Raw genomic sequence first — 26,931 nt, 5'->3', positions numbered from 1 at the left:
TGGCGCCAGCCCCTCCTCACCGCGAACGTCACCGGCGTCGGCGTGACCAACGTGCTTGAGGCGATGCGGCTCGGCGCGCCCAAAGCGCGCTTCTACCAGGCGTCGTCCTCGGAAATGTACGGGCTCATCCAGGAGCCGATGCAGAGCGAGAAGACGCCCTTCTATCCGCGCAGCCCCTATGCCGTGGCGAAGCTCTACGGCCATTGGATCACGGTGAACTATCGCGAGAGCTTCGGCCTTCACGCCTCCTCGGGCATTCTCTTCAATCATGAAAGCCCGCTGCGCGGCGTCGAATTCGTCACCCGCAAGGTCACGACCGGCGTCGCCGCGATCAAACTCGGCCGCGCCACGGAGTTGCGGCTCGGCAATATCGACGCCAAGCGCGACTGGGGGCACGCCAAGGATTACGTGCGCGCCATGTGGTTGATGCTGCAGCAGGAGAAGCCGGACGATTACGTCGTCGCGACCGGCGTCACCACCACGGTGCGCGATATGTGCCACATCGCTTTCGAGCACGCCGGCCTCGACATGGAAAAATTCGTCATCATCGACCCGGCGTTCTACCGTCCGGCCGAGGTGGACGTTTTGCTTGGCGATTCCAGCAAGGCGCGGCAGGTTCTTGGCTGGACGCCGGAGATCGATCTTCGCGAAATGATTTGCGAGATGGTGGACGCCGATCTCGCGCGGCTGCGGCGCGAGTCCGACAGCCAAAAATCGTCGCGCCGCGAGACGTTCGCCGAAACGCCGCTCGTCACGGCGCCGACGATTGGCGCTGCGCTTGCCGGAGGCGCCGGCGTCGCGTAAGCGGGGTCATCACGGCTGACTACGGAGGACGGCTGCTGCGCGACGCTTCCGGGCGCCTCGTCGCCCTTCTCGACGAGAAGGACGCAAGCGACGAAGAGCGCGCAGTCACGCTCTGCAACGCCGGATTGATGGCGATTGACGGCGGCCACGCGCTACGTCTCTTTGAAAAAATGATAACAAGAACGCCAAGGGCGAGTTCTACCTGACCGACGTGGTGGAGCTGGCGCGGGCGGACAGACGTGAAACCGCCGTTGTCATCGCCGATGAGACCGAATTGCGTGGCGTGAACGACCTTCATCAGCTTACGCAGGCGGAAGCCGTCGCGCAATATCGGGGCTATAAATTCTGCCGGGATCGCTACTCTGGAGAACGGGCGGCTCACCCCGGTGCGGGCAGGCCGTGCCGCTCACGTTTCTATTATCCAAAAAAACGGTCGAGCAACCCTGAAAAACCGCGATCTGCGCCGTGTCGGCGCTTTTCTCCCGGCCCGCTGTCGCGCCCAGCCCCGGTCCATCGCGACCGCTGCCCGCGAGAACGACTCTCTACGCTATAGGGGTCACCCGAGTTCGAATGCTGTGCCCGGGCTGGGGGGGTCACGTCAGATGGAGCGACATTCTCCAAGATCGCGCGCGGACGAATAAGAACAAGCTGCTCCGCCTCTGTCTCGCCCAGCCATTTCGCCGCCGCCGCGCGTCCCTCGGCAAGGTCAGGCCTTCGGCGCCTTGCTCCGTGGGCGTCAGAAGCCAAAATATGGACCATCCCTTCATTCAACATTCGTTCCGACCAATATTGAGGTCTCCTGCCAAAGGAGCCTGTCACTGAACCGGAGGTAATTTGCATCCAGACGCCAGCCTGGAAGAGCTGAACGAATGTCTCAAAACGACTTTCTATCCACGTCAACCTCTCAGGATGGGTGAGAATCGGCACGTAGCCCGCACTCAGGAGTTCAAAAAAGAGATATTCAATACGTGGCGGCGCAACGTGATGTGGCGGCTCCACGAGCACATATCTCGTGTCAGCAAGCGATAGGATTGCGCCAGATCGCAATCCACCCACCATGTTTGGAACGATATGGGCGTCGGCGCCAGTCACCAGGCACAATGGAATTCCATGTTCATCCAGGCAGTTCTGAAATTCTTCGACCGCCAATCGAATTTGCGGACCGGAATTATCATAGACGCCAGGAAAGATGTGGGGCGTGCAAGCCTGAACGGTGACGCCATTGGCGACGGCAATACGCGCCATCTCGAGAGCAATGTCGAAATTGGCGGCGCCGTCGTCAATTCCGGGCAAAATATGCGAATGCAGATCAATCATGAAATGGACCTCGACGCTGGCGCCTGCGAACAGGCTAACTTCGTAACAAATAATGCCTTTTCTTTGACTTAACGGCCATCCAAAAAAGCGCCTTGAGCGCGGCAATGCCTTTTCGGAAACGCTCCAGACGCTATCGAATTGAGATTCAATCCACTCGGGCGATGAGAAGAAGGCTCGCGCCGCATATTTCGATCATGGAGGAAGCTTGAGCGCAGTCGGCAGGCGCTCTCACATCGGCGCGTCCGACGCTTCCGGCGCCAGAGATACGCGGACAGCCCTAAGGAGAAGGCCGAGCCTCCGCTCGCTTCTTGCCGTGGATATCGCAACCGTCTTCGTTTTCTTCGTCGGCAATTACTTTCATCGTGTTTTTCGCTGAAGATTCGCCATAAGCGTTCCGGGGCCGCGTCCGAGCGACGCAGCTGATGAAGCGTGATTTAGCGAGGACAGTTGAATCGGACAGCCACAATCCACGAGCCGGCGTGAGCGCCTGGGGGCATTGACGGCGTGACGGAGTGAGGCTAAAGTTTTCGGCAAATAAGCTATAAGTCACGACGACTTACATTATAAAGCTAACGCTACACTGCAGTCGCCTTCGACGCCCCGCGCCTGATTATCAACCACGATTTTAGTAGTAGGAATTACATATGCTGGAGGGGAGTGGGGCCGTCAGATTTTGGAGGGTTTGCGCTTTTTGGTCAGTATTCGCCATTGGACCGATTCTATGGTTACTTTTCCTGGACGAACTTACTGAGCAAGATTTTGCTCTAAACTATCGCGTATTCTCCGGCCTCGTGGCGCTTTTTAGCGCCCAGGCGTTTCTTGCCGAGGCGATCGGAATTCGCGCAAATGCGCGGAAAATTTCGTTTCCGCGCAGGCTGTTCCCGCATTTTGGCTTTCCGACGTTGTGGCGCAGGCGAATAGCTTTGAAAGACATTTTGCGAACAGATTCGCTCGATGAGCGAACGGTTCGTTTTTTTCTCAGTTCCACGGAACTGGTAGACCTTTTATTTCCAGACTCAACGAGCAAACGAAGCGTTCTCCGTTACATCGACAAAGAGCTCGCTAGGTCGGTTCGAACGCGCCCGATAGCCGCCGCGAGACCTCGCGGTCGCTCAGCAGGCAACGAACCCAGATCGCCAAGCCCTTGACTGCGAGTAGCTGTTAGACGCTAGCAACCTATGGACTAGCAGGGCTGAAGAGCGGCGGAATGAAAGGAGGTGTGGACGCGCTGTGCGCCGTCCCTGCAGCTATACCGGCGCCAACAGCTCCGAGAGCGGCGGCTCCCACTGCATAGGGCGTCAGATCAGGGGCCACTTCATTCGCCGCATGTTGGTAGGGCGTGACCACGCACACCGATGGGTCCGCTGCGCAGATTCCTTCGAAGCTAAATGCGTTCGGCCCCTGGACCGTCTTTTTGCTGGCAGAATTTAACGTGATTTTTGCAGTTTCGCCCGCGAGAACCACCGTGCATCGATAGCTCATGATCGAACATGCCAATATCGCCCCGGAGACCACTGTAACGATCGTCTCGCGTTCGCGCGCGAGAATGTCGCCGACCGTTCCCCGCACCGAAAGGGTTGCCACTCCTGTTTTAATTTCATAGGCGCGTTTGTCGGAAGTGCCGGTTGTGAAGCGGAAAGCTCCCCTGACCAGCGTCACTGCCGCTTTTTTATAGTCCGTCGGACCCGAAAAAACGAACCTGTCCAGCGTGACGCTCGCGTTCGGTCCAACAGCAAGATTTGTGCTATCTGCAAAAACGAGTTTGGCCGAGCTTTCAGGACCGGTTTTCACGATCTCCTTTCCGAAAACATCCTCACCGGGGCTGATGGGCACGGTCCGGGATAACAACATCCCACTCACGTCATTGCGCACTATGACTGCGATGCCGATCTTTTCCTGTGCCCACGCTGGTGGCGTTGCGGCGAGCGCCGCAGCTGCGAAGAAGTGCCAGCCCGCCAATGAAAGCCGCATCGCGCTGTCTCGCCAGTGATAGATATTAAAAAATGTTGCTAGAGCATATTACCTATGACCCTCAACGCCAATTGGCGTTGCCCCAATGCCGACCGAAAAAACAAAAAACTTTCGCCTTGTTGTCCTTTTGCAACAGCCTGTTCGACCGTTCGCGTTCCGCCAGGCTTTGTGGCTCTTCGCTTACAACTATGCATACGCGGCTATCTGATAGGCCTTCTGCACTTTGACTTGGCGTGAAGCGCATCCTGCGCGCGACAGGCCTCGAGCACAGCGGCTCTCCGCAGCATGGCTTGCCGGCTTGGCGAAATTTGCCGGATTGTGGGCGCGTAATAATGTCGTGATGAGCCGACGATGTCCTTACGCGGCGTTAACCTTTGATTAACTCAAAACTCCTTGCCACTGAGGCCGAATCGGGGGATCTTGTCACGGCAAACGACGCCGATCGCTAGAAAGCGTGGCTGAAGAGATTTGCCGTGGACACCCCTGTTCTCCAATTTCGATCGAATGCGATCAACGAACTTGTCGGCGCCGATACGCGGGAGCTTTCGGCTCGTCTCCAAGCGCATCGGTTGCAACTCGTCCCTCCTGAGGCGAAGAAGACTTTACGACGATTCTCGACGCTGGAGGCGGCAAAACTGATCGGGTTAATGACGGCTATTTGCGCCGCCTGTCTTTAGAAAAGAAAGGCCCAGCCGTTGAAGTCGGTCCAAATGGCCGCCGCTCGTACACCTTCGGCGACATCCAGTCTTTACGCGTATATCTCGACGCCAGCAGCAAGCCCGACCGCAAATATATTCGTTTTCGAAACAGCTCGGAGCATCTGCAGGTCATCTCTGTCGTCAATTTAAAGGCGGCAGCGGCAGGACCACCACGGCGGCTCACCTCGCCCAATATCTCGTGTTTCGCGGCTACAGGGTGCTTGCGATTGACCTCGATCCCCAGGCGAGCCTCTCCGCGCTGCACGGCGTGCAGCCAGAATTCGACGTCGGAGAGAATGAGACCCTCTACGGGGCGATCCGCTACGACGACAGCAGGCGACCCCTCAGCGACATCGTTCGGAAAACCTATTTTGACAATTTAAGCTTCATTCCCGGCAATCTCGAACTCATGGAATTCGAGCACGAGACGCCAAAGGCTCTCATGACCGATCGTCAGGTCGAGTCGATGTTTTTCACGCGTAGGGACTCCGCGCTCGCCTCGGTCGCCGACCAGTATGACGTCGGTGTAATCGCTTGCCCGCCCCAACTCGGATTTTTGACCGTCGGCGATGTGCGCCGCGACCGCCGTGTTGGTGACGGTTCATCCACAAATGCTCGACGTCATGTCGATGTGCCAGTTCCCGATCATGACGTCCGACCTTCTCGGCGGCGTCGCCAAGGCCGGCGGCAAAATGGGGTTACGACTGGATGCCGCATCTCGTCACTCGCTATGAGTCGGGCGACGGTCCGCAGAACCAGATGGTGTCCTTCATGTGCTCAATGTTCGGGGAGCATGTGCTCAATTTTCCAATGCTCAAGAGCACGGCGACAGCCGACGCCGGCATTGCCAAGCAGACGCTTTACGAGGTGAGCAGGGACCAGTTCACTCGCTCGACGTTCGGGGCGAGCCATGATGCCTGCAGGCGCAGACTTGACGTCGCATCGCCGAGCGCCAACCTTTTGAGAGGCGCGAGCGACTGGGATCGTGCTAGTCATCGCCGTGCTAGTCGTCGCAATGCCAGTCATCGCCATGACATGATCGAGGGATTGAACCGGATGACGCTTGCAAGAAGACAAAGGCCAGCTTCAAGCGATATGACGAGTACGAGGGTTGTGCATTGAAGGCTCCGAGATCCGGGCGTTGGGCGACGAGGGCGGCGTGACTTCGCGCGATAACGACGTGTTCGAAGCCACGACGCCGGGGCTGCCCGTCGTGAGGCCACAAGCAAGCGGCAGATTTTTCGAGTCGCTGCGTGAACGGCTACCGAGAGGCGCGCTCGGCGCGCTGGGCGTGGCGGCCAGTCTCGCCGTCTTTGCGCTCGCCGCTTATATTCTGGGCCGAACGCTCTCAAGTCTCAGCTACGCCGATCTGCTGAATGCTTTTCGCGCGACGAGCGGCGCGCAGATTCTCGCGTCCTTGGCTCTCTCCGCGCTCTCCTATCTGTTCCTGACCGGTTATGACGTCGTCGCCCTCTATCATATGAGAACGCGCGCGCCCTACAGGGTCGCTGCGCTTGCGTCCTTCGCAAGCTACGCCATTTCCTTCAACCTTGGATTTCCCATCATCACCAGCGCGGCCGTGCGCTACTGGATCTACTCTCGCGTCGCGTTGAGCGCGCTGCAAGTCGCCAACATAACGGTTTTCGCCGGCGTCACGTTCTGGCTCGGGATGACGCTGGTGATGGGGATAGGCTTTATCTATGGCGCGGAAGCGCTCGAAGCGCTCGACGGCTTGCCTGCCTTCCTTCACATCATTCCCGGCGTTCTCATACTTGCAGGCGTGCTCTTCTATTTTGCCTGGGTCACGGTTGATCGCCGGACGATTCGACTTCGCGGCCACGCTCTGGAGCTGCCGGGTCTTATACCAACCGTGGCGCAGTTTGCGCTTGGGGTCGCCGACCTATGCTGCGCCGCAGGCGCGCTCTATGTGCTGCTTCCCGAGGGCGTCCCACTGGATTTTGTGCCATTCGTCGCGGTTTATGTCGTCGCCTGCGTCCTCGGCGTGATCAGCCATGCGCCGGGCGGCATCGGCGTCTTCGAGGCGACGATGTTGCACGCCATCCCGGCGACGTCGCATGAAAGCATTCTGGCGTCGCTGCTTCTGTTTCGCATGATCTATTATTTTATTCCATTCGTTGTCGCGCTTGCGCTTCTCGGCGCCGATGAGGGCGCGCGCCGCTGGGCGACGTTGCGGGATGCGATCGCGCGCATTTTGGAGGAGCGCTCGAATTGAACGGCGCCGGACCAGTCGCCACGACACTGTCGACCCAGCGGCGCAAATGGCGCGACCAGGCGATAGATCTCCTGGCGCCCGTCATCAACGCGCTCCCGGAGCCGATCTTCGTGATCGACTCCGAAACCCATGTCGCCGCCGTCAATGCCGCGGCGCAGGCGCTCTCGCCGGCCATTCGGCAGGGCGAACCGCTCTCCCGCAGCCTTCGCTCGCCCGATATGCTGGACGCTGTGGCGCGCGTGCTCGCCGGAGGCGAGACGGAGAAGACCGTCTGGGTCGAACGCCTGCCGGTGGAATGCTGGTTTGAAGCGCATGTCGCGCCGATGCAGATCGAAGGGTTCGAGCCCGCCGCCGTCGTGAGCCTGCGCGATCTGACCGAATCCCGGCGCGTCGAGCGCATGCGCGTCGACTTCGTCGCCAACGCCAGCCACGAGCTGCGCACGCCGCTCGCCTCGCTGCTGGGTTTTGTCGAAACCTTGCAAGGTCCGGCGCGCGAGGACGCCGTAACCCGCAACAAATTCCTCGGCATCATGCGCGAGCAGGCGCAGCGGATGGCGCGCCTCGTCGATGATCTGCTGTCGCTGTCGCGCATCGAGCAGCACATGCATCTGCGGCCCGCCACGCCCGTCGATCTCACGCTGCTCGTCGCGCATATCGTCGACACGCTGTCACAGATGGCCGAAGACAGGGGCGTCGCCATCAATCTCGATCTGCAGCCGAACGTCGTCGCGCCTGGAGATCGGGACGAGCTTGCCCGGGTCATCGAGAATCTCGTCGAGAACGCCCTGAAATACGGGTGCGGAGACGACGGCGGCTGCAAGCCCATCGACATCTCGCTATCCCGCAAAGGGGCGCTCGTCATTCTCTCGGTGCGCGACTATGGTCCCGGCGTCGCGCCGGAGCATATTCCGCGTCTGACGGAGCGTTTCTACCGGGTCGACGCCGGTAAGAGCCGCGCCAAAGGCGGCACTGGATTGGGCCTCGCCATCGTCAAACACATCGTGCTGCGCCACCGTGGCCGGCTCGGGATCGAGTCTGCGCTTGGCGAGGGAACGCTGTTTCGCGTCATTCTGCCGGCGAGCGATTCAGCCTAGAATATGTAAGTGTTTAAAATACAAGTGTATTCACTGTCATCATACTGTAATCTTTTCGTCACAAAAAGCTGTTGTCGGACGAGTAGTTTCCGCGGCGCGATGACGCGGGGCGCATCGCAAGTCCGTTCTCGAGCAAAAGAGACCCTCAAATGATCTCGACGATTTTCAGGCGCGGCGCTGGCGCGGCGTTGGCGCTCGCCGTCATGTGCGGCGGGGCTGCCGCCATAGACATTTCCGGCGCCGGCGCGACCTTCCCCTATCCGATCTACGCCAAATGGGCCGAGGCCTATAAGAAAGAGACCGGCAGCGGACTCAATTATCAGTCTATCGGCTCCGGCGGCGGCATCAAGCAGATCAAGGCGCGGACGGTTACGTTCGGCGCCAGCGACCAACCGCTGAAACCCGAGGACCTCGAGGCGGCGGGTCTGATCCAATGGCCGCAGGTGATCGGCGGCATCGTGCCCGTGGTCAACCACGCTGGCATGGCAGGCGGCGACCTCACGCTCAGTGGCGAGACCGTGGCCAAAATCTTCCTCGGCGAGATCACCAAGTGGGACGATCCGGCGATCAAGAAGCTCAATCCGAAGGCGAAGCTTCCTTCGGCGCCGATCGTCGTCGTGCATCGCTCCGACGGATCTGGAACGACCTTCAACTTCACCAATTACCTCTCGAAGGTCTCGCCCGACTGGGCGTCCAAGGTCGGCGCGAATGCTTCGGTCGAATGGCCCGTGGGAATCGGCGCCAAAGGGAATGAAGGCGTCGCGAACAACGTCGCCAACACCAAGGGATCGATCGGCTACGTCGAATACGCCTACGCCAAGCAGAACAAGTTGACTCACACGAAAATGATCAACAAGGACGGCAAGACCGTCGCGCCGAGCATGGAGACGTTCCAGGCGGCCGCCGCGGGCGCGGATTGGGCCCATGCCGAGGGATTCTATGAGATCCTGACGAATGAGCCTGGCGCGAAGTCCTGGCCGATCACCGCAGCGACCTTTATCCTTCTCCCCAAGGAGTCCAAGGACGAAGCCGCCGCGGCCGAGGCCTTGAAATTCTTCTCCTGGGCATTCGCCAGCGGCGGGAAGATGGCTGAAGAACTCGACTATATTCCGATGCCGAAACCGGTCGTCGAGCTCATCAAGAAGACTTGGACGAGCGTCAAGGGACCGGACGGCAAGCCGCTGTCGCTTGCGACCCGGCCGAACTGACCTTTTGGTTGAACCGACGGCCGTTCAGTGCGGCCGTCGGTTGTGATTGGCGCCATTCGCGAGGGACGGCGCCGGGAGATGAGCGAATGTTCTCGATCGAGCCGAGCCCGCGAAGCGCGAACGGAGCCGGCGGGGAGGCGGGTTCAGACATGTCGGAAGTAGTCTTGCAGCAGGCGGCGCCGCTCTCAGTCGCAGCCGATCGAACGCGCGTTCTCAGTCGGCTGGCGCTCGTCGACCGCCTATTTGGCCAGGTCACGCGCGCTGCGGCCGTGATCGTGCTGGTCATTCTGGGCGGCGTCATCGTCTCGCTCGTTTACGGCTCATGGCCGGCGATGAAGACTTTCGGCTTCGGCTTTCTCTTCTCGCAGTCGTGGAATCCGGTCACCGAGAACTTCGGCGCGTTGCCGGCGATCTACGGCACGGTGATGACTTCGATCATCGCCATGCTGATCGCCGTGCCCGTCGGCCTCGGCATTGCGATTTTCCTCACAGAGCTTTGCCCCTACGTTCTGCGTCGGCCGATCGGCACCGCGATCGAGCTGCTGGCCGGGATTCCGTCGATCATCTACGGCATTTGGGGCCTCTTCGTTCTGGCGCCGTTTCTCCAGTCGCATGTCCAGCCTGCGCTGATCGCCGCCTTTGGCGATATCCCGGTGTTCTCGACGCTTTTCGCCGGCCCGCCTTACGGCATTGGCATGCTGACCGCGGGCTTCATTCTCGCCATCATGGTGCTGCCCTTCATCGCCTCGATCTCGCGCGACGTCTTCGAAACGGTGCCGCTGGTGCTGAAAGAAGCCGCTTGGGGCATCGGCGCCACGACATGGGAAGTGACGCGCTATGTCGTCATCCCTTACACGCGCGTCGGCGTGATTGGCGGCGTCATGCTTGGACTGGGCCGCGCGCTGGGCGAGACGATGGCGGTCACTTTCGTCATCGGCAACGCGCACAAGATTTCCGGGTCGCTGCTCGCGCCCGGCACCACGATTTCGGCGACGATCGCCAATGAGTTCACCGAGGCGGTCGGCGATCTCTACACCTCGGCGCTGATCGAACTCGGCCTCATCCTCTTCTTCATCACCTTCGTCGTTCTGGCGGTCGCGCGTTACATGCTGATGCGCATCGAACAGAAGTCGGCGTAAGGGAGGCGCTTCATGTCTCTTTATGCATCTCGACGCAGCGCCAACTCCATCGCGACGACGCTCTGCTGGGTCGCGGCGATTTTCGGGCTGGCTTGGCTTTTTGTGATCCTTGGGGTGCTTCTTTATGAAGGCGTCCGCGGCCTGTCGCCGGCGGTCTTTACCGAAATGACGCCGCCTCCCGGCAGCGCGGGAGGATTGCTCAACGCCATCGCCGGCTCGCTGGTCATGACCGCAATCGGCGTCGCGGTCGGCACGCCGCTCGGCATGCTGGCCGGCACATACATGGCGGAATATGGACGCCATACGAAGCTGACCATGGTCGTGCGCTTCATCAACGACATCTTGCTCAGCGCCCCGTCAATCGTCGTCGGCCTCTTCGTCTACACCATCCTGGTGCATCCGATGGGCCACTTCTCAGCGATCTCCGGCGCCGTGGCGCTGGCGCTGTTGGTCGTCCCTGTCGTGGTACGAACCACCGAGGACATGCTGCTGCTCGTGCCGGGTTCGATGCGCGAAGCGGCGACCGCGCTTGGCGCGCCACGTGCGCATGTCGTCGGAAAGGTCGCCTACCGCGCCGCAAAAGCCGGCCTCATCACCGGCGTGCTGCTCGCCGTAGCGCGCGTCTCTGGCGAGACGGCGCCGCTGCTCTTCACCGCGCTCAACAATCAGTTCTGGAGCAGCGACCTCTCGGCGCCGATGGCGAGCCTGCCGGTCGTCATCTTCCAGTTTGCGCTATCGCCCTACAAAGATTGGCAGCAACTCGCCTGGACCGGCGCGCTGCTCATCACTGTCGCTGTTCTCGCCCTATCGATCGCCGCGCGCGCCTTGAGCGCCGGCCGGAGGAAATCGAAATGAACGCCGCTGTCCAAGCCCTCAAAGAGCCGCCGACGAAAGTTTCGGTCCGCAGCCTCGATTTCTACTACGGCGCGGATCGTTCGCTCAAGAACATCAGCCTGCCGCTGCGCACAAACAAGGTGACGGCCTTTATCGGGCCTTCTGGCTGTGGCAAGTCGACCCTGCTGCGCGTGTTGAACCGGATGTACGATCTTTATCCGGGACAGCGCGCAGAGGGCGAGGTGCTGCTTGACGGCGAGAACATCCTCGACCCGGCGATCGATCTCAACGCCCTGCGCTCGCGCGTCGGCATGATTTTCCAGAAGCCGACGCCTTTCCCGATGTCGATCTATGAGAACATCGCGTTTGGCATTCGGCTGTATGAGAAGCTGTCGCGCGCCGACATGGACGCGCGCGTCGAAGGCGCGCTCCGCGGCGCAGCCCTTTGGGACGAGGTGAAAGACAAACTGCACACGAGCGGTCTCGGCCTCTCAGGCGGACAGCAGCAGCGCCTCTGCATCGCGCGCAGCGTCGCGGTGCAGCCGGAGGTCATCCTGTTCGACGAGCCATGTTCGGCGCTCGATCCGATCTCGACGGCGAAGGTCGAGGAGCTCATCGACGAGCTCACTCACCGCTACACGATCGCCATCGTCACCCACAATATGCAGCAGGCGGTGCGCATCTCCGATTACACCGCCTTCATGTATCTCGGCGAACTCGTCGAATTCGGCGAAACGGACGACGTCTTCAACAAGCCGAAGGAAAAGCGGACGCTTGACTACATCACCGGCCGTTTTGGCTAAACCAGCGATTCAAGGACGGCGCTCATGAGCGATCATATTGTTAAATCCTACGACCGCGACCTTGAGGCGCTCGGACGTCGCATCGCTGAAATGGGCGGCGTCGCGGAGAAAATGCTGGCGGAGGCGATGGACGCGCTCTCCGGCTTCAACGTCGACCTCGCCCATCGGGTCGTCTCCAGCGATCCGCGGCTCGACGCGCTGCAGCGAGAAATCGAGGAGAACGCCATTCTCACCATCGCGCGCCGACAGCCGCTTGCGATCGATCTGCGCGAATGCATCGCCGCGATTCGCATTTCCGGCGACATCGAGCGCGTCGGCGATCTCGCCAAGAACATCGCCAAGCGAACGCTCAAGATCGTGTCGGAGGCCCGCGTCCCGCGCGCGATCGTCGGTCTGAAGTCGATGCACGAAATCGCCGCGATGCAGCTTAAGGACGCGCTGGACGCCTACGCCTTGCGCGACACCGAGCGGGCGCGCGCGGTCTGGCAGAACGATTCCGATCTCGACGCGCTGGAGGATTCCGTGTTCCGCGATCTCCTCACCTTCATGATGGAGGATCCGCGCAATATATCCTTCTGCACGCATCTCCTGTTCTGCTCAAAGAACCTGGAGCGGATCGGCGATCATACAACCAACATATCGGAGACGGTCGTTTATCTGGTGACCGGCGAGGCGATGCCTACGGAGCGGCCAAAATCGCGCGTTGCCGACTTCGGGAAGGATGAGGCGGCGCAATGAGCGAAGTGACTTCCGCCGTCTTACAGCGGAGCGGGAAAAGCGATCGGGCGCCGCGAATCCTCGTCGTCGAGGACGAGACGTCGCTCGCGACGCTGCTCGTGTATAATCTCGAAGCCGAAGGCTATCAGGTCGAGCATGTCGACAATGGCGATGAAGCCGAGCTGCGGCTCGCGGAGTCGCCGCCGGATCTCGTCATTCTCGACTGGATGCTGCCGGGCGTTTCCGGACTTGAAATCTGCCGACGTCTGCGCGCCCGGGACAGCGCGCGAGACATGCCGGTGATCATGCTGACCGCGCGCGGCGAGGAAGGCGAGCGCGTGCGCGGTCTTTCGGTTGGCGCCGACGATTATGTCGTCAAGCCGTTTTCGACTCCGGAGCTGATGGCGCGGGTGCGCGCGCTGCTGCGCCGGGCGCGCCCCGAGCGTGTCGCCTCACGGCTGACTCTCGGCGATATCGATCTCGACCGCGACACCCGTCGCGTGCGGCGATCCGCCCGCGAAATCCACCTCGGTCCGACCGAATTCCGGCTGCTCGAATATTTTATGGAGAAGCCCGGACGCGTGTTCACGCGCGCGCAGCTGCTCGACAGCGTTTGGGGCATGTCGGCGGAGATCGACGAGCGCACGGTCGACGTCCATGTCGGACGGCTCCGCAAGGCGCTGATCCGCGGTCGCGAGAAGGATCCGATCCGCACGGTGCGCGGCGCGGGCTATTCTTTCGACGAAACGTTCGGACACGAGTGACGCGTCCGCCGCCGCAGATTACGCGTAGCGCTGCGTCCGGAACTGATCGCGCGCGCGGCGGCGATCCTGGGCCGGCTGATAGGCGACGCGCGCATGATAGGCGCAATACGGCCCGCCGCCGACAGTTGACTTGCAGCCGCAGAAGCGGAACTCCGGCGATGTCGGATCGCCCATCGGCCAGCGGCACATGGATTCGCGGAGCTCCATGATCGTGACGCGCTCCGACATCGGGATCACTACTTCTTCTTCAGGCGCAAGCCGCGGCGCCGCCAGCGCATGCGGCGTGAAAGCGAGCGCCAGATTGCCGTGCGAGGAGACGCCGTTCATGCGCGGGTGCGTCGGGCGAGGGGCTTTGGCGGCGCGCGGCCGCTGCGCGCTCGCCGTCTTGGCGCGTTCGGCGAGTCCGAGACGATGGATCTTTCCGATCACAGCGTTGCGGGTGATGCCCGGTCCAAGTTCAGCCGCCACTTGGCTGGCGCTGAGACCGTCGGTCCAAAGCTTGCGGAGCAGTTCGACGCGTTCGTCGGTCCATGACATTAGGCTTCTCCATTCTTTCGGGTCGAGCGCGGATCGGATGTTTCTTCCGACCGCAGCGCAGGCCTGAAGCCCTGCGGCGATGTGATTGCGCATCAACACTCGAGAGAACACGCCCAAACGAATTACGCGGGCGCCGACTAGAAACTTTCTGTTTACTTTGAATCATGCGCGAGTCGCGCTGGCAAGCGCGCGCTGGCGTTCTCAACAGGCTTTCGGTGAGACTGTTGCTCGCAGGACTCACCCTTGCGGAGCCGCGCCAGCCGCTTTGACGCTAATGATCGAACCGCGCCATGGATTTGACCGCGTCGGGCGGCGCGCTTAAAATCCGATCTGAACTGCCGCCCGAAAAGGGCGGCGCTTTGTTTTTCGAGCTTCCTCTGGCCGGAGCCAGCGACGGGAGCATGGAGCAGGGCTCTTGACGTCAGCGCTTTATCCGACCTATCCGCGCGCCGATCTTGCATTCAAACATGGCGAAGGCGCGTGGTTGATTGCGGAAAACGGCGACCGCTATCTCGATTTCAGCGCGGGCGTCGCCGTTCTTTCGCTCGGCCACAATCATCCGCGCCTCGTCGAGACCTTAAAGCGCGCGGCGGAAGAACCGTGGCATGTCTCCAATCTCTTCCGCATCCCGCAAGCCGAGCGGCTCGCCGAGCGGCTCTGCGACGCCACATTCGCCGATCTGGTCTTTTTCACCAATTCCGGCGCGGAAGCCGTGGAGTGCGCGATCAAGACCGCGCGCAAATTCCACGCGGTCAACGGGCAGCCGGAACGCTATCGGCTGATCACGTTCGAAGGCGCCTTCCATGGCCGCACGCTCGCGACGATCGCCGCAGGCGGCAACGCGAAATATCTTGAAGGGTTCGGGCCGCCCGTCGAGGGCTTCGATCAGGTCCCTTTCGGCGATTTTGACGCTGTCGAGGCGGCGATCACGCAAGAAACGGCGGGCGTCCTGCTCGAACCGATTCAGGGAGAAGGCGGGCTACGCGTCTTTTCGCCGTCGTTCCTTACGCAGCTGCGCGCGCTTTGCGACGCGCGCGGGCTGCTGCTGGTGTTCGACGAAGTCCAATGCGGCGTCGGCCGCACCGGCAAGTTCCTCGCCTGCGAACATGCCGGCGTCGCGCCCGATATCGCGGCGCTCGCCAAGGGGCTGGGTGGCGGCTTTCCGCTCGGCGCGTGCCTTGCGACGCGCGAGGCGGCCAAAGGCATGACGCTGGGCGCGCATGGCTCGACCTTCGGCGGCAATCCGCTGGCCACGGCCGTGGGCGGCGCCGTTCTCGACGTCGTGCTCGCGGAGGGCTTCATGGCGCGCGTCGCGCGGCTTGGCGCGCTGTTGCGCCAGCGGCTGGCGGAGTTCGAGGACCGCTATCCGTCGCTGATCGAAGAAATCCGCGGCGAAGGGCTGATGTTCGGCATTAAGACGCGGATTCCGAACGGCGACTTCGCCGCCGCCGCCCGCGCCGAAGGGCTGTTGACGGTGCTCGCCGGCGACAATGTCGTGCGCCTTTTGCCGCCGCTCATCATCGACGAGAGCGATATCGCTGCGGCGGCGGCGCGCCTTTCCGACGCCTGCGCCCGGCTTGCCGCGCCCGCTGAAAAGCTCGGAGCCGCGTGATGACCGTCCATTCGCTGACTCGGCCGCGCAGCTTTCTCGATCTTTCCGATCACTCCGGCGAAGAGCTGCGCCGCATTCTCAATGTCGCGACGTCGCTCAAGGCCCGCCGCGTCAAAGGCGTAGCGGCGACCGAACGACCGCTCGCCGGCAAATATCTCGGCATGGTGTTCGACAAGCCGTCGACCCGCACGCGGGTCTCCTTCGACATCGCGATGCGCGAACTCGGCGGCGAGACGATCATGCTCACCGGCGCCGAAATGCAGCTTGGCCGCGGCGAGACCATCGCCGACACGGCGCGCGTGCTCGCGCGGTTTCTCGACGCAATCATGGTGCGCATTCTGTCGCATCCCGATCTCATGGAGCTGGCGCGCTACGGCAATCTGCCGGTCATCAATGGCCTCACCAAACAGTCGCATCCCTGCCAGGTGATGGCGGACGTGCTGACCTTCGAGGAGCATCTGGGTCCGATCGAAGGGCGCACGGTGGCCTGGAGCGGCGACGCCAACAATGTGCTCACGAGCTGGGTGCACGCCGCCGGCCGCCTGGGCTTCACGATCAATGTGGCGACGCCGGCGAACTTTGCGCCCTCGGAAGAACTGGTGAGCTGGGCGAAAGCCAATGGCGCGAAGATGAATCTGACCCGCGACGCCTATGAGGCGGTGGCCGGCGTCGACGCCGTCATTACGGATTGCTGGGTGTCGATGGGCGACGCGGACGAGGACCAGCGCCGCGCGGCGCTCGCGCCCTATCAGGTCGACTCGAAACTGATGCGCGCCGCCGCCAAGCACGCCGTCTTCATGCATTGCCTGCCGGCGCATCGCGGCGAGGAGGTCACCGAGGACGTGATCGACGGACCGCAGTCGGTCGTCTTCGACGAAGCCGAGAACCGCCTTCACGCCCAAAAAGGCGTGCTGTGCTGGTGTCTCGCGCCGGGGCAGTTCTAATGCCGCAAGGCGGGGCTTCGGCGCCGAGCCGGCCAGTCGCGCTCCATTCCGAGGATGACCGGGTGCTGCCCTTCGCGGTCGAAGCGCTCGACTTGCGCGGCCGTGTCGTGCGTCTCGGCCCGACGGTCGATTCCATCCTAAGCCATTACGCCTATCCGCCGCAGGTCGCGCGCCTGCTCGGCGAAGCGGTGGCGCTCGCCGCGCTGCTCGGCTCGATTTTGGAATCGCATGGCCGCTTCCAGCTGCAGACGCGCAGCGACGGCCCGGTCGACATGCTCGTCGTCGACTATGACGCGCCGGGGAAGCTGCGCGGCTTCGCCCGTTTCGACGCTGAGCGCGTCGCTCAAATACGCGACGCCTCGCCGGCGGCGCTATTCGGACGCGGTCATCTGGCGCTCACCATCGAACGCGAGGAAGACGCCGCGCGCTACCAGGGCGTCGTGCCGCTGGAGGGCGAGAGCCTCGCCGAGGCCGCGCATATCTATTTCCGGCAATCGGAGCAGATCCCGTCATTCGTCAGACTCGCCGTCGCCGAAATCGTCACGCCGCAGGGCGCCAGCTGGCGCGCCGGCGGACTGCTGCTGCAATATTTGCCTCCGGGTGGCGCGCGCGCGCGCGATCTTCCACCCGGCGACGCGCCGGACGGGGCGGAGGAGCCTTCCGAGAACGACAGCGATCATTGGACCGAAGGCCAGGCGCTCGCCGCCACTCTCGAAGACCACGAGCTTGTCGATCCGGCGCTTTCGGGCGAACGACTGCTCTATCGCCTTTTCCACGAGCGGGGCGTCAAGGTTTTCACCGAACGCGCCCTTGAGGAATTCTGCCGCTGTTCGAACGAGCGCATCGACAAACTGTTGAGGAGCTTCTCGCCGCAAGAGCGCAGCGATATGATCGGCGACGACGGCCGCATCGGCGTCACCTGCGAATTCTGCGGCACGCTGCGCAGCTTCGATCCCGCCGATTTCGACTGATCAGCCGCCAAGCGCGAAGCCAATAAAATGTCCGCTGAGTTCATCTTTCCGCCGCCGCCCTTTCCAAGCGTCGCCATCGCGCAAGACGCGCGGCGATTTCCCGTGCGGCGGATCTTCTGCATTGCGCTGAACTACGCCGCGCACGCCCGGGAAATGGGAAAGGACCCCGCCAAGGGCGGGGGCGCGGAGCCGCCGGTGTTCTTCTCCAAGCCCGCCGACGCGGTGGTCGAGAGCGGCGCGACCATTCCCTATCCGACGCTGACGCATAATCTTCACCACGAGATCGAACTGGTTGCGGCGCTGGGCAAGGGAGGGGCCGATATTCCCGCCGAGCGGGCGCTCGACTGCGTCTTCGGCTATGCCGCCGGCATCGACCTGACCCGGCGCGACCTGCAAACGGCGGCGCGCAGCGCCGGCTGGCCGTGGGACATGTCAAAAGGCTTCGACCATTCCGCGCCCATCGGCGCGATCAGCCCCGTCGCCGCCATCGGCCATCCGACGCGGGGGCGCATCGCGCTCTCCGTCAATGGCGTGCTGCGACAGACAGGCGACCTTAGCGATCTCATCTGGAGCGTTCCGGACATCATCGCGGCGCTGTCGCGAAATGTCGCGCTCGCGCCCGGCGATCTCATTTTCACCGGCACGCCCTCGGGCGTTGGACCGCTCCTTCCCGGCGACCGGGTCGAAGGCGAGGTCGAGCGCGTCGGGTCTGTGACCGTAAGCATCGGAAAATAAGCCAGGTTGCGCCAAGCAGGGAAACCCGGCTATTTGCACAAGCGTGAAACGCCTTCGCGCGATCTTTCGCAACCGTGGTTGCGCCTCCACTGAGCCCCCGGCGCGCGAGGCTCTAGACATGCCGGTAAATCTCGACCCCGAAAACTGGGACGAATTTCGCGCCGAGAGCCATCGCGCGCTCGACACGATGCTCGACAATCTGCGCGATCTGCGCGAGCGCCCCGTCTGGACTGAGCCGAGCGAAGAGGCGCGGGCCCGCTTCAAACGCGACCTTCCGCAAGAGGGCCGCGAGTTCTCCGCCGTGCTCGAGGATTTCGACCGCTACATCAAGCCCTTCGCGACCGGCAACACCCATCCGATGTTCATGGGCTGGGCGCAGGGGGCGGGCACGCCGGCCGGCATGATCGCCGAAATGCTCGCCGCCGGCATGAACTCCAACTGCGGCGGACGCAATCACATCGCCATCGACGTCGAGCGCCAGATCGCCGCCTGGATGGCGCAGGCTTTCGGCTTTCCGCCCGACGCGAGCGGCGTTTTCGTCACTGGAACCTCGATCGCCAACTTCCTGTGCCTGCTCGTCGCGCGCGACCAGGCCTATGGCGACAAGGACGTGCGGCTTAACGGGCTCTGCGCGCTTCCGGGCCAGCTCATCGCCTATGCGTCGCGCGAAGCGCATAATTGCGTGCGCCAGGCGATGGAGCTCGCGGGGCTCGGCGCGCGGCATCTGCGCCTCATTCCTTCTGACGAGCGGCGCGCGATGAAGGTGCATGATCTTCGCCGCGCCATCGCCGCCGACCGCGCGGCGGGCTTCAGGCCTTTTCTGATCGTCGGCACGGCGGGAACGGTCGACACCGGCGCCATCGATCCGCTCGACCGGCTCGCCGACGTCGCGCACAGCGAGGATTTGTGGTTCCATGTCGACGGGGCCTTCGGCGCGCTGGCGGCGCTCTCGCCGGCGCTCAAGCCGTTGATCAAAGGACTGGAGCGCGCCGACAGCGTCGCCTTCGACTTCCATAAATGGCTGCACGTCCCCTATGACGCCGGCTTCTTTCTGGTGCGCGACAAGGCGGCCCATAAGCGCGCCTTCGCGGCCAACGCCGCCTATCTGACGCGTGCGCCGCGCGGCCTCGCGGCGGGCGACACCTGGCCTTGCGATCTCGGCCCCGACCTGTCGCGCAGCTTTCGTGCGCTCAAGACCTGGTTCACCATCGAAACCTTCGGCGCCAAGCGTTTGGGCCAATGTATCGAGCAGACCTGCCGCATGGCGAAGCGGCTCGAGGCGTGGATCTCGCAGTCGGACGCTTTCGCGCTGCGCGCGCCGGTGACGCTCAACATCGTCTGCTTCGGCGTCAAGGACGATGAGGACGGTTCGCTGGCGCGCGAAATCGTCATGGAGTTGCATGAGCGCGGCGAGGCGGCGCCGTCGCTGACGATCCTCGACGGGATTCCGGCGATCCGCGCCGCGATCATCAACCACCGGACCGAAGAGCGCGACATCGACGCCTTCACCGAGTTTCTCGACGCGGCGCTGCGGCGCGCCCGCAAGGAGCCGCATGATTTCGACGCGCTCGTCGAACCGCACGGGCCGGGCAAGACCCGGCTCTCGGAGGATTGACGCCGCGCTTGTCGTGAGCCTGTCATATTTCGCTAGGCTCTCTCTCGACGAGCCTTCCCGTGAGCCCCGCCATGATCTCAGACCGCCTCGCACAAGCGCCGCGCGCCGACATTCCCGGGCGCCTGTGGTTTGTGCGGTTTAACGGCGCCGGCGAAGCCGAGCCCGGAACGGCCGAAGACTTCGAAAATATCGGCGCGCCGCGCGAGGGATTCTTGTGGCTGCACATGGATCTCGCCGACGTGCGCACGCGCCCGCTGCTGGCGCGCATCGCGGCGCTTTCCGAAGACGCGCGCGATTCGCTGTGCGATCCCGTCGACCACCAGCATCTTGAATATTCGGAAGGGATGGTCAGCGGCGCGCTGCTCGACTATGAGCGCGATCTCGGCGGGCCGACCTCGCGCACCGACTATGTCCGCTTCGCCGCTGGAGCAAGCTTTTTCATCAGCGCGCGACGGCTGCCGATGGACAGCGTCGAGGCGGCGCACATCGCCATCAATCGCGGCGCGCGCCTCACCTCGCCGATCGATCTGTTCGAAATGCTGACGGATGCGCTGATCGACGGGCTGGCGCGCAAAGCCGCCGAACTCGGCGCGGCGTTCGATCGCGTCGAGGACCGCATCATCGATCAGCGCGGCCGCCAGGCGCGGCCGGCGCTCAGCGCCGCGCGGCGCGACGCGGTGCGCCTGGCGCGCCAGATCAGCGGCCTGTCGTCGACGGTGGCGCGCCTCGAAACGATCGAGGAGGAGGTCGACGAACAGCGGGACAATGATCTGCGCGACGCCGCGGCAAGGCTCATTCAGCACGCCGGCGCGCTGACACAGGACGTCACGAGCCTTCAGGAGCGCGCCCGTCTCCTGCAGGACGAGCTCAACGCCATCCTCAGCCTGGAGACCAACGACCGGCTCTATGCTTTGACCGTGACGACGATGCTGCTGCTGCCGGCGACCTTCGTCACCGGCTATTTCGGCATGAACACCAAGAATCTGCTCTTCGCCGAGGACGAGAACGGCACGTTTTACGCGACGATCCTTTGCGTGCTCGCCTCGGCGACGGCGCTTTTCCTGATGCGCCGCTGGGGACTTGCCGGCGCGCCCGAGATCGAGGACCAGCGGCCGGCCGCGCCGGAGCGCCGGGACCGGCCGGCGGACAGGAGTTTTTGACATTGGGCTTGTGAGTTGCGGGGTTTACAGGCGCGCGCGCGCCGCCTAACTTCCTCGCCGACTGGGGCGAGACGCCCTGCGAGCACAACCTGGGAAATCCATGCGCGCCGAACCGCTTGCGCTGAAAGCCGACATCGAGCAGTCCATCGGACTGCTGAGGAGGCATCTTTGACGTCGACGCCTCGCAACGGCGTCTCGCCGAACTGAACGTCCGGGCGGAAGACCCGGAACTCTGGAACGATCCCGAAGCCGCTCAAAAACTGATGCGCGAGCGCACCCAGCTCGAAGAGCAGATGGGAGCGCTCTTAAGCCTCGAGCGTGAACTCGAAGACGCGCTGACGCTTGTCGAGCTTGGCGAATCCGAGGGCGACGCGGAGACGGAAAAAGAGGGCGTCGAGGCGCTGAAAGCCATCCTCAAGATGGTGCGGGCTCGCCAGACCGAGGCGCTGTTTTCCGGCGAGGCCGACGCCAACGACACCTTCATCGAGGTTCATTCCGGGGCCGGCGGCACCGAGAGCCAGGACTGGGCGCGCATGCTGTTTCGCATGTACGCCCGCTGGGGCGAACGTCACAAATTCAAGGTCGAGGTGATCGAGGAGACGCCGGGCGAAGAGGCCGGCATCAAGTCGGGCACGCTGCTCGTCAAGGGCCATAACGCCCATGGCTGGGCGAAGACCGAGTCCGGCGTGCATCGGCTGGTGCGCATCTCGCCCTTCGACTCCAACGCCCGACGACATACCAGCTTCGCCTCGGTCTGGGTCTATCCGGTGGTCGATGACCGGATCGAGGTGAACGTCAATGAATCCGATTGTCGTATAGACACGTATAGATCATCAGGCGCGGGCGGCCAGCACGTCAATACGACAGATTCGGCGATCCGCATCACCCATATTCCCACCGGCATCGTCGTCGCCTGTCAGGCGGAACGCTCGCAGCACAAGAACCGCGCCACCGCCTGGAACATGCTGCGCGCAAGGCTCTATGAACGCGAGCTCGAAATGCGCGAAGCCGAGGCCAACAAGGTCGCGGCCTCAAAGACCGAGATCGGCTGGGGCCATCAGATCCGCAGCTATGTGCTGCAGCCCTATCAGCTGGTGAAGGATCTGCGCTCCGGCTTCACGTCGGGGACGCCCTCCGACGTTCTCGACGGCGAACTCGACGACTTCATGCAGGCCTCACTGGCGCAGCGCATATATGGCGGTCCCGAGACGGTCGAGGACGTCGAGTAGCGGCGCTCACGCCCATTTTTCCACCGTAAGTCCAGGAATATCGTCGAAATCCTCGCTATTCGCCACGACCAGCGTGAGCCGGAGATCGAGCGCTTGCGCGGCGATCATTCGATCCAGCGTGCGGCGGCGCTTCGGGTCTAGTTTGCGGAGCAGCGCCCCATAGGCGTCGGCGGCGCCGCGGTCGAAGGGCAGCGCATCCAGATTCTCGGCGAGCAGCGCGATATTCTCCGCGAGCCGTCCGTTATGTTCGGCGGCGGCTGCGCCAAGCGTCTCGGCGAGACTGATCGCCGAGACCGCCACGTCGCCGACCTCGAGCGCGGCGAGCCGATCGAGCACGCCGGGAAGACCAAGCGCCGCGGCGATGACGATATTGGTGTCGAGGAGGTAGCGCGCCATCGCGCTAGCGGGCGTCGAACAGCCGCTTGGGCGGCTTGAACTCGGGGCGCGCGATCGAGGCCGGCGGCGGCGCGGCTTTGAGCCGCGCGACGAGTTCGGCCATATCGAGCCGCGCCGGCGTCACCACGAGACTTCCGCCTTGCCGCCGCACGACAACCTCGGCGCCCTCGTCGAAAGCGATTCCGCGTGGAATTCTTACCGCCAGACTGTTGCCCGATTTGAAAATGCGCGTGGAGCTCATGACATCAGTCTGCCAAGGCGGCCGCGTTCTGTCAATCTGAGTATATACGTCCCTCACAGAACGGCCGCCACTGAACGGGATCGCCTTCGGACCCGTCCGACCCCGGCGACCGCGCCACGCCAACCGATTTCAAAAAATAACGCAGCGCCATAATGCGGCGGGGCGACGAATTTAGTTGCGTCCGCGCGCACGGCACGCGCTTGCCCCCGCGGGCGAGCGCGTGCTATCTGCGACACGCCACGCATGAGCCGCGGAGAGGTGGCTGAGTGGTTGAAAGCACCGCACTCGAAATGCGGCATACGGGCAACCGTATCGGGGGTTCAAATCCCTCCCTCTCCGCCAACTGACGCGCGCTCATGAACTCGATTATGATCGCGAACGTCATTTCGAAGCAGTGCGTCTCGCGGCCGGAGCGTTTCCGCTCTGCCCCGGCGTCGCGAGCGGCGATGACTCTTCCGCGCGACACGAATTCGTTCAACCTTGGCGTCGACGACGTCGTCGCCGACATATGGACTTGTTGATGAGCTCGGCATCGGCGCTCGTATAGCAAGCGGAGCGCAGCGCGAGTCCATGGCCGCCGGAGCGCGCCCGCCGCAACCCGGCTCGCGTCTTTGGCGGATCAGTTGGTCAGCGCCGGACTTTCGCGATAGAGCGATGGGAAGAGGCGCTTGAGGTCGTCGATCTTCGGCAGGTCATTGTAGACGATGTAAGGCTGCGCGGGATGACGAAGCAGATAGTCCTGATGATAGGTCTCCGCCGGGTAGAACGCCCTGAGCGGTTCGAGCGTCGTGACGATCGGGGCCGAGAAGGCCTTCGAGCCAGACAGCTGCGCAATATAGTTGCGCGCAGCCTTTTCCTGCTCGGCGTTCGCGACGAAAATCGTTGAACGGTATTGCGCGCCTGCGTCAGGGCCCTGGCGGTTAAGCTGCGTTGGATCATGCGCGACGGAAAAGTAGACGCGCAGCAGTTCTCCAAGGCTCACGGTCTTTGGATCATAAGTGATTTCGACCGATTCAGCGTGACCGGTGTCGCCCCCGGAAACCTTCTCGTAGCGGGCCGACTCCTTGGCGCCGCCGGCATAGCCGGATACCGCGCGCGAGACGCCCTTGACGCGCTGAAACACGCCTTGCACGCCCCAAAAACAGCCGCCGGCGACGACGAGCTTCTGTTCGCCGCCGCTCGCGGCTGGCGGATTGTAAGCCGGCGCGGGCAAGACGACGGTGCGCTCGGCGGCGCCGGCGCGCAAGGAAACCAGCATGATCAGTGCGGCGACAAGAACGGCGGCGACTCTCATCGCGATATCTCCTACGCTTGTCCGCGACCCACAAAACGCAGCGCGACGCCGTTCATGCAGTAGCGCAGCCCCGTTGGCCTCGGACCGTCTGTGAAGACATGGCCAAGATGCGCGTCGCAGCGCTTGCAGGAGACGGCGACGCGTCTCATGCCGAACGCCGTGTCGGCGCTTTCCACGACATTCGCCTTTGAAATCGGCGCGAAGAAGCTCGGCCAGCCTGTGCCAGAGTCATATTTTGTTTTGGAGTCGAACAGCGCGGTATCGCAGCATACGCAGCGATAGAGTCCGTCGGCGTGATTATCCCAGTCGGGTCCGGTAAACGCGCGCTCCGTGCCGTCCTTGCGCGTGACCTCGAAGGCGAGCGGCGACAGTTGCGCCCGCCACTCGGCCTCGGTCTTGACGATTTTTTCGACGCGCGAAAGACCGAGGCTCCTGCCGTTCGAGTCGAATGTTTCGACCTCGACCATTTCGGCGGCGGCATGGGCGTTCCGCGCGAAGGCCAGAAAAAAGGCGCCGGACATGAGGCTGCGACGATTCAAGATCGGCTCCTGCGGTCTCTCTCCAATTCGCCCGCGAGCCGGAAAACGTTACGGCATCCCAGAGAATTTCCGTTTCACCTGCGTCCGAAGAGCTTTTCGATGTCGGCGAGCTTCAGCTCAATATAGGTGGGCCGGCCGTGATTGCATTGGCCTGCCCCCGGGGTCGTCTCCATCTCGCGCAGCAGCGCATTCATCTCGGGCGCCGAAAGCCGCCTGCCGGCCCGCACCGAATGATGGCAGGCGCAGGTCGCGAGCACGTGATCGAGCCGGCGCGAAAGTCCGCGCGCGTCGCCTTCTTCCGACAAGAGGTCGGCGATGTCCTCCACGAGACGCTTGCAGTCGACCTCGCCGAGCAACGCCGGCGTCTCGCGCACGAGCATGGCGCCGGGACCGAAAGTTTCAAGCGCGAGACCAAGCGCCGCAAGTTCGTCCAGCGCCGGCGCAAGCGCGTTCATGCGCGACTCATCGAGTTCGACAACGGCGGGGATCAGCAGCATCTGTCGCGCGACGCCGGCCGCCTCGCGCTGGCGTTTGAGCTTCTCGTAGACGATGCGTTCATGCGCCGCGTGCTGGTCGACGATGACGAGACCGTCCTGCGTCTGGGCGATGATGTAGGTTTCATGCAATTGAGCGCGCGCGGCGCCGAGCGGCGACTCGGGCTCCGGCGCAGGCGTCTCATGCGCGCGCGCGTCGGCCATCGGCGCGCCGGCCTCAAAAGCGGCCTGTGGCTGGTCTTCGAAGCCGGCCGGCGCGTAAGGCGAGCGCGACAGGCTCCAGTTCGCCGGCGCCGGCGCGCGATATGGGGCGCCATTGCCGCGCGCCAAAGCGTCGATCGCCGCGCGCGCGTTTGTATCGGCGCTGCGATGGCTCTTCTCGGCGAGCGCCTGCTTCAACGCGCCGACGACGAGGCCGCGCACCAGCCCCGGATCGGCGAAGCGCACCTCCGCCTTGGCCGGATGCACATTGACGTCGACGCTGCGCGGATCGCAGTCGATGAAAAGCGCGGCGACGGGATGGCGGTCGGAACTCAAAAAATCGAGATAGGCGGCGCGAATGGCGCCGGCGAAGAGCTTGTCGCGCACCGGCCGTCCATTGACATAGACATATTGCATCTGGGCGTTGCCGCGACTGTAGGTCGGCAGCCCGGCAAGGCCCGAAAGGCGCACGCCGTCGCGCTCCGCTTCAAGCCGAAACGCGTTGGCGGCGAATTCTTCGCCAAGGATCTGGAAGATGCGCCGCGCGGAATCGTCGCCGCAGGGCGGATAGTCGAAGAGCGCGCCGCTGTCGGCGGACAGCGAGAACCGCGCCTGCGGATGGGCCATGGCGAGTCGCTTGACGACATCGACGATCGCCGCGGTTTCGGTGCGCTCGGTCTTGAGGAACTTGAGCCGCGCCGGCGTCGCGGCGAACAGCGCGCGCGCTTCGATCTTGGTGCCGCGTGGCCAGTTTGAGGCGGAGAGTCCGCGCTTTTCGCCGGCGTCGACTCGGATTGAACAGCCGTGCGGGGCGCCCATCGCCCGCGTTTCGATCGTCAGATCCGCCACCGCCGCGATCGACGGCAGCGCCTCGCCGCGAAAGCCAAGCGTCGCGATGCTGGTCAAATCGCCGTCGGGGATTTTCGACGTCGCGTGGCGCTCGATCGCGAGCGCCAGGTCGCGTGCGTCCATGCCGCTTCCGTCGTCGATGACGCGGATGAGTCCCTTGCCGCCGTGTTCGACCGCGACGTCGATGCGCGTCGCGCCGGCGTCGAGCGCGTTCTCGACAAGCTCCTTGACGGCGGACGCCGGCCGCTCGACCACCTCGCCGGCGGCGATGCGATCGACGAGAAGGGGATCGAGACGGCGAACAGGCATGGGCGAAGGGGGTTCAAAGGGTCAGGGTTTCGTAAAGTATAGCGGCTCTTGGGCAGCAATCGCTATGACGGATGGGCAACCTTATCAAGCAGCGCGTTGCGGGGCAGGTCGGGCGGATTGCCGGGCAATCAGGTGAAGGACAGCCATCCTCGCCCTCATGCTGAGGAGGCTCCGTAGGAGCCGTCTCGAAGCACGAGGGCGAGCTCCAGAGCGCGCAAGAAGC

24 protein-coding genes, 1 tRNA gene and 1 pseudogene are annotated in these 26,931 nt (G+C 63.3%); 18 read left to right on the top strand and 8 right to left on the bottom strand.

Annotation, left to right across the window (positions count from 1 at the left end; all coding sequences use genetic code 11):
- Positions 1-804 (top strand): GDP-mannose 4,6-dehydratase (locus tag IYW40_RS03655; RefSeq protein WP_246720610.1); only part of this gene is annotated, 804 nt, incomplete at its 5' end.
- A gap of 417 nt (positions 805-1,221) precedes the next feature.
- On the opposite strand, the gene IYW40_RS03645 is transcribed toward IYW40_RS03655, so the two are convergent.
- Positions 1,222-2,121, bottom strand: a complete 900-nt coding sequence (locus tag IYW40_RS03645) for a CpsB/CapC family capsule biosynthesis tyrosine phosphatase (RefSeq protein WP_196399420.1) — start codon at positions 2,119-2,121, stop codon at positions 1,222-1,224.
- Between the two features lie 1,176 nt (positions 2,122-3,297).
- A complete protein-coding gene (locus IYW40_RS03640; RefSeq protein ID WP_196399419.1) occupies positions 3,298-4,092 on the bottom strand; it encodes a FecR family protein in 795 nt (264 codons plus the stop codon).
- A 509-nt stretch (positions 4,093-4,601) separates the two neighbouring features.
- On the opposite strand from IYW40_RS03640, the pseudogene repA reads away from it, so the two are divergent.
- From repA to phoB, 9 genes and pseudogenes are all read left to right on the top strand, one after another.
- Positions 4,602-5,708: pseudogene (gene repA / locus IYW40_RS03635) on the top strand (plasmid partitioning protein RepA); the annotation flags it as partial.
- A 241-nt stretch (positions 5,709-5,949) separates the two neighbouring features.
- Entirely contained in the window at positions 5,950-7,023 is a 1,074-nt protein-coding gene (locus tag IYW40_RS03630) for a lysylphosphatidylglycerol synthase domain-containing protein (RefSeq protein ID WP_196399418.1), read from the top strand.
- Positions 7,020-8,117, top strand: coding sequence for an ATP-binding protein (locus tag IYW40_RS03625; protein WP_196399417.1), 1,098 nt, complete (start codon positions 7,020-7,022; stop codon positions 8,115-8,117). The genes IYW40_RS03630 and IYW40_RS03625 overlap by 4 nt, the downstream gene beginning before the upstream one ends.
- Positions 8,118-8,266: 149 nt before the next feature.
- The gene (gene pstS / locus IYW40_RS03620; protein WP_196399416.1) at positions 8,267-9,325 is read left to right on the top strand and encodes a phosphate ABC transporter substrate-binding protein PstS; all 1,059 of its coding nucleotides are present in this window, start codon (positions 8,267-8,269) and stop codon (positions 9,323-9,325) included.
- Between the two features lie 149 nt (positions 9,326-9,474).
- A complete protein-coding gene (gene pstC, locus IYW40_RS03615; protein WP_196399415.1) occupies positions 9,475-10,464 on the top strand; it encodes a phosphate ABC transporter permease subunit PstC in 990 nt (329 codons plus the stop codon).
- A 12-nt stretch (positions 10,465-10,476) separates the two neighbouring features.
- The gene (gene pstA, locus IYW40_RS03610; RefSeq protein WP_196399414.1) at positions 10,477-11,319 is read left to right on the top strand and encodes a phosphate ABC transporter permease PstA; all 843 of its coding nucleotides are present in this window, start codon (positions 10,477-10,479) and stop codon (positions 11,317-11,319) included.
- Positions 11,316-12,101 carry a phosphate ABC transporter ATP-binding protein PstB gene (gene pstB / locus IYW40_RS03605; protein ID WP_196399413.1) on the top strand — a complete coding sequence of 262 codons (786 nt, stop codon included), beginning with the start codon at positions 11,316-11,318 and terminating at the stop codon, positions 12,099-12,101. Before pstA ends, pstB begins: the two co-directional genes overlap by 4 nt.
- Positions 12,102-12,125: 24 nt before the next feature.
- Positions 12,126-12,839 carry a phosphate signaling complex protein PhoU gene (gene phoU, locus IYW40_RS03600; protein WP_196399412.1) on the top strand — a complete coding sequence of 238 codons (714 nt, stop codon included), beginning with the start codon at positions 12,126-12,128 and terminating at the stop codon, positions 12,837-12,839.
- Positions 12,836-13,582 carry a phosphate regulon transcriptional regulator PhoB gene (gene phoB, locus IYW40_RS03595; RefSeq protein WP_175095680.1) on the top strand — a complete coding sequence of 249 codons (747 nt, stop codon included), beginning with the start codon at positions 12,836-12,838 and terminating at the stop codon, positions 13,580-13,582. The genes phoU and phoB overlap by 4 nt, the downstream gene beginning before the upstream one ends.
- Positions 13,583-13,600: 18 nt before the next feature.
- Here phoB and IYW40_RS03590 read toward each other — a convergent pair whose 3' ends face one another.
- Positions 13,601-14,119 (bottom strand): GcrA family cell cycle regulator, encoded by a 519-nt coding sequence (locus tag IYW40_RS03590; RefSeq protein ID WP_196399411.1) that lies wholly within the window; start codon positions 14,117-14,119, stop codon positions 13,601-13,603.
- Positions 14,120-14,534: 415 nt separating this feature from the next.
- Here IYW40_RS03590 and IYW40_RS03585 point away from each other — a divergent pair, with 415 nt between their 5' ends.
- The 7 genes from IYW40_RS03585 to prfB all read left to right on the top strand — a co-directional run bounded on the left by IYW40_RS03585 (position 14,535) and on the right by prfB (position 22,385).
- The gene (locus IYW40_RS03585; RefSeq protein WP_196399410.1) at positions 14,535-15,731 is read left to right on the top strand and encodes an aspartate aminotransferase family protein; all 1,197 of its coding nucleotides are present in this window, start codon (positions 14,535-14,537) and stop codon (positions 15,729-15,731) included.
- Positions 15,731-16,675: an ornithine carbamoyltransferase gene (gene argF / locus IYW40_RS03580; protein WP_196399409.1), complete on the top strand. Its 945-nt coding sequence runs from the start codon at positions 15,731-15,733 to the stop codon at positions 16,673-16,675. Before IYW40_RS03585 ends, argF begins: the two co-directional genes overlap by 1 nt.
- Complete coding sequence (locus IYW40_RS03575) at positions 16,675-17,646, top strand: Hsp33 family molecular chaperone (RefSeq protein WP_196399408.1); 972 nt, start codon at positions 16,675-16,677, stop codon at positions 17,644-17,646. Before argF ends, IYW40_RS03575 begins: the two co-directional genes overlap by 1 nt.
- Before the next feature lie 27 nt (positions 17,647-17,673).
- The gene (locus IYW40_RS03570; RefSeq protein ID WP_196399407.1) at positions 17,674-18,381 is read left to right on the top strand and encodes a fumarylacetoacetate hydrolase family protein; all 708 of its coding nucleotides are present in this window, start codon (positions 17,674-17,676) and stop codon (positions 18,379-18,381) included.
- Between the two features lie 118 nt (positions 18,382-18,499).
- A complete protein-coding gene (locus IYW40_RS03565; protein ID WP_196399406.1) occupies positions 18,500-19,996 on the top strand; it encodes a pyridoxal-dependent decarboxylase in 1,497 nt (498 codons plus the stop codon).
- Between the two features lie 71 nt (positions 19,997-20,067).
- Positions 20,068-21,156, top strand: a complete 1,089-nt coding sequence (locus IYW40_RS03560; RefSeq protein WP_196399405.1) for a CorA family divalent cation transporter — start codon at positions 20,068-20,070, stop codon at positions 21,154-21,156.
- A gap of 100 nt (positions 21,157-21,256) precedes the next feature.
- Positions 21,257-22,385 (top strand): peptide chain release factor 2 gene (gene prfB / locus IYW40_RS03555; RefSeq protein WP_196399404.1). Its coding sequence is split into 2 segments (ribosomal slippage): positions 21,257-21,325 and positions 21,327-22,385, totalling 1,128 coding nucleotides; the frame shifts between segments, so codons are not numbered across the junction.
- Between the two features lie 6 nt (positions 22,386-22,391).
- Here the strand turns inward: prfB and IYW40_RS03550 are convergent.
- Together IYW40_RS03550 and IYW40_RS03545 are read right to left on the bottom strand one after the other, a co-directional pair.
- Positions 22,392-22,781, bottom strand: a complete 390-nt coding sequence (locus IYW40_RS03550) for a PIN domain-containing protein (RefSeq protein ID WP_196399403.1) — start codon at positions 22,779-22,781, stop codon at positions 22,392-22,394.
- Between the two features lie 4 nt (positions 22,782-22,785).
- Entirely contained in the window at positions 22,786-23,022 is a 237-nt protein-coding gene (locus IYW40_RS03545) for an AbrB/MazE/SpoVT family DNA-binding domain-containing protein (RefSeq protein WP_196399402.1), read from the bottom strand.
- A 252-nt stretch (positions 23,023-23,274) separates the two neighbouring features.
- Here IYW40_RS03545 and IYW40_RS03540 point away from each other — a divergent pair.
- Positions 23,275-23,364: transfer RNA gene (locus IYW40_RS03540), tRNA-Ser, on the top strand.
- A 277-nt stretch (positions 23,365-23,641) separates the two neighbouring features.
- On the opposite strand, the gene msrA is transcribed toward IYW40_RS03540, so the two are convergent.
- The 3 genes from msrA to mutL form a co-directional block, all read right to left on the bottom strand.
- The gene (gene msrA, locus IYW40_RS03535; RefSeq protein WP_196399401.1) at positions 23,642-24,316 is read right to left on the bottom strand and encodes a peptide-methionine (S)-S-oxide reductase MsrA; all 675 of its coding nucleotides are present in this window, start codon (positions 24,314-24,316) and stop codon (positions 23,642-23,644) included.
- A gap of 11 nt (positions 24,317-24,327) precedes the next feature.
- Entirely contained in the window at positions 24,328-24,837 is a 510-nt protein-coding gene (gene msrB, locus IYW40_RS03530; RefSeq protein ID WP_196399427.1) for a peptide-methionine (R)-S-oxide reductase MsrB, read from the bottom strand.
- 92 nt (positions 24,838-24,929) lie between these two features.
- Positions 24,930-26,708, bottom strand: coding sequence for a DNA mismatch repair endonuclease MutL (gene mutL, locus IYW40_RS03525; RefSeq protein WP_196399400.1), 1,779 nt, complete (start codon positions 26,706-26,708; stop codon positions 24,930-24,932).
- Positions 26,709-26,931: the final 223 nt, after the last annotated feature.

The sequence above is a fragment of the Methylocystis sp. H4A genome, from assembly GCF_015709545.1.
In the GTDB taxonomy this organism is placed as follows: Bacteria; Pseudomonadota; Alphaproteobacteria; order Rhizobiales; family Beijerinckiaceae; genus Methylocystis; species Methylocystis silviterrae.
Note: the sequence above shows the minus strand (reverse complement) of the source record. Positions and strands in the feature narration are given on the sequence as shown.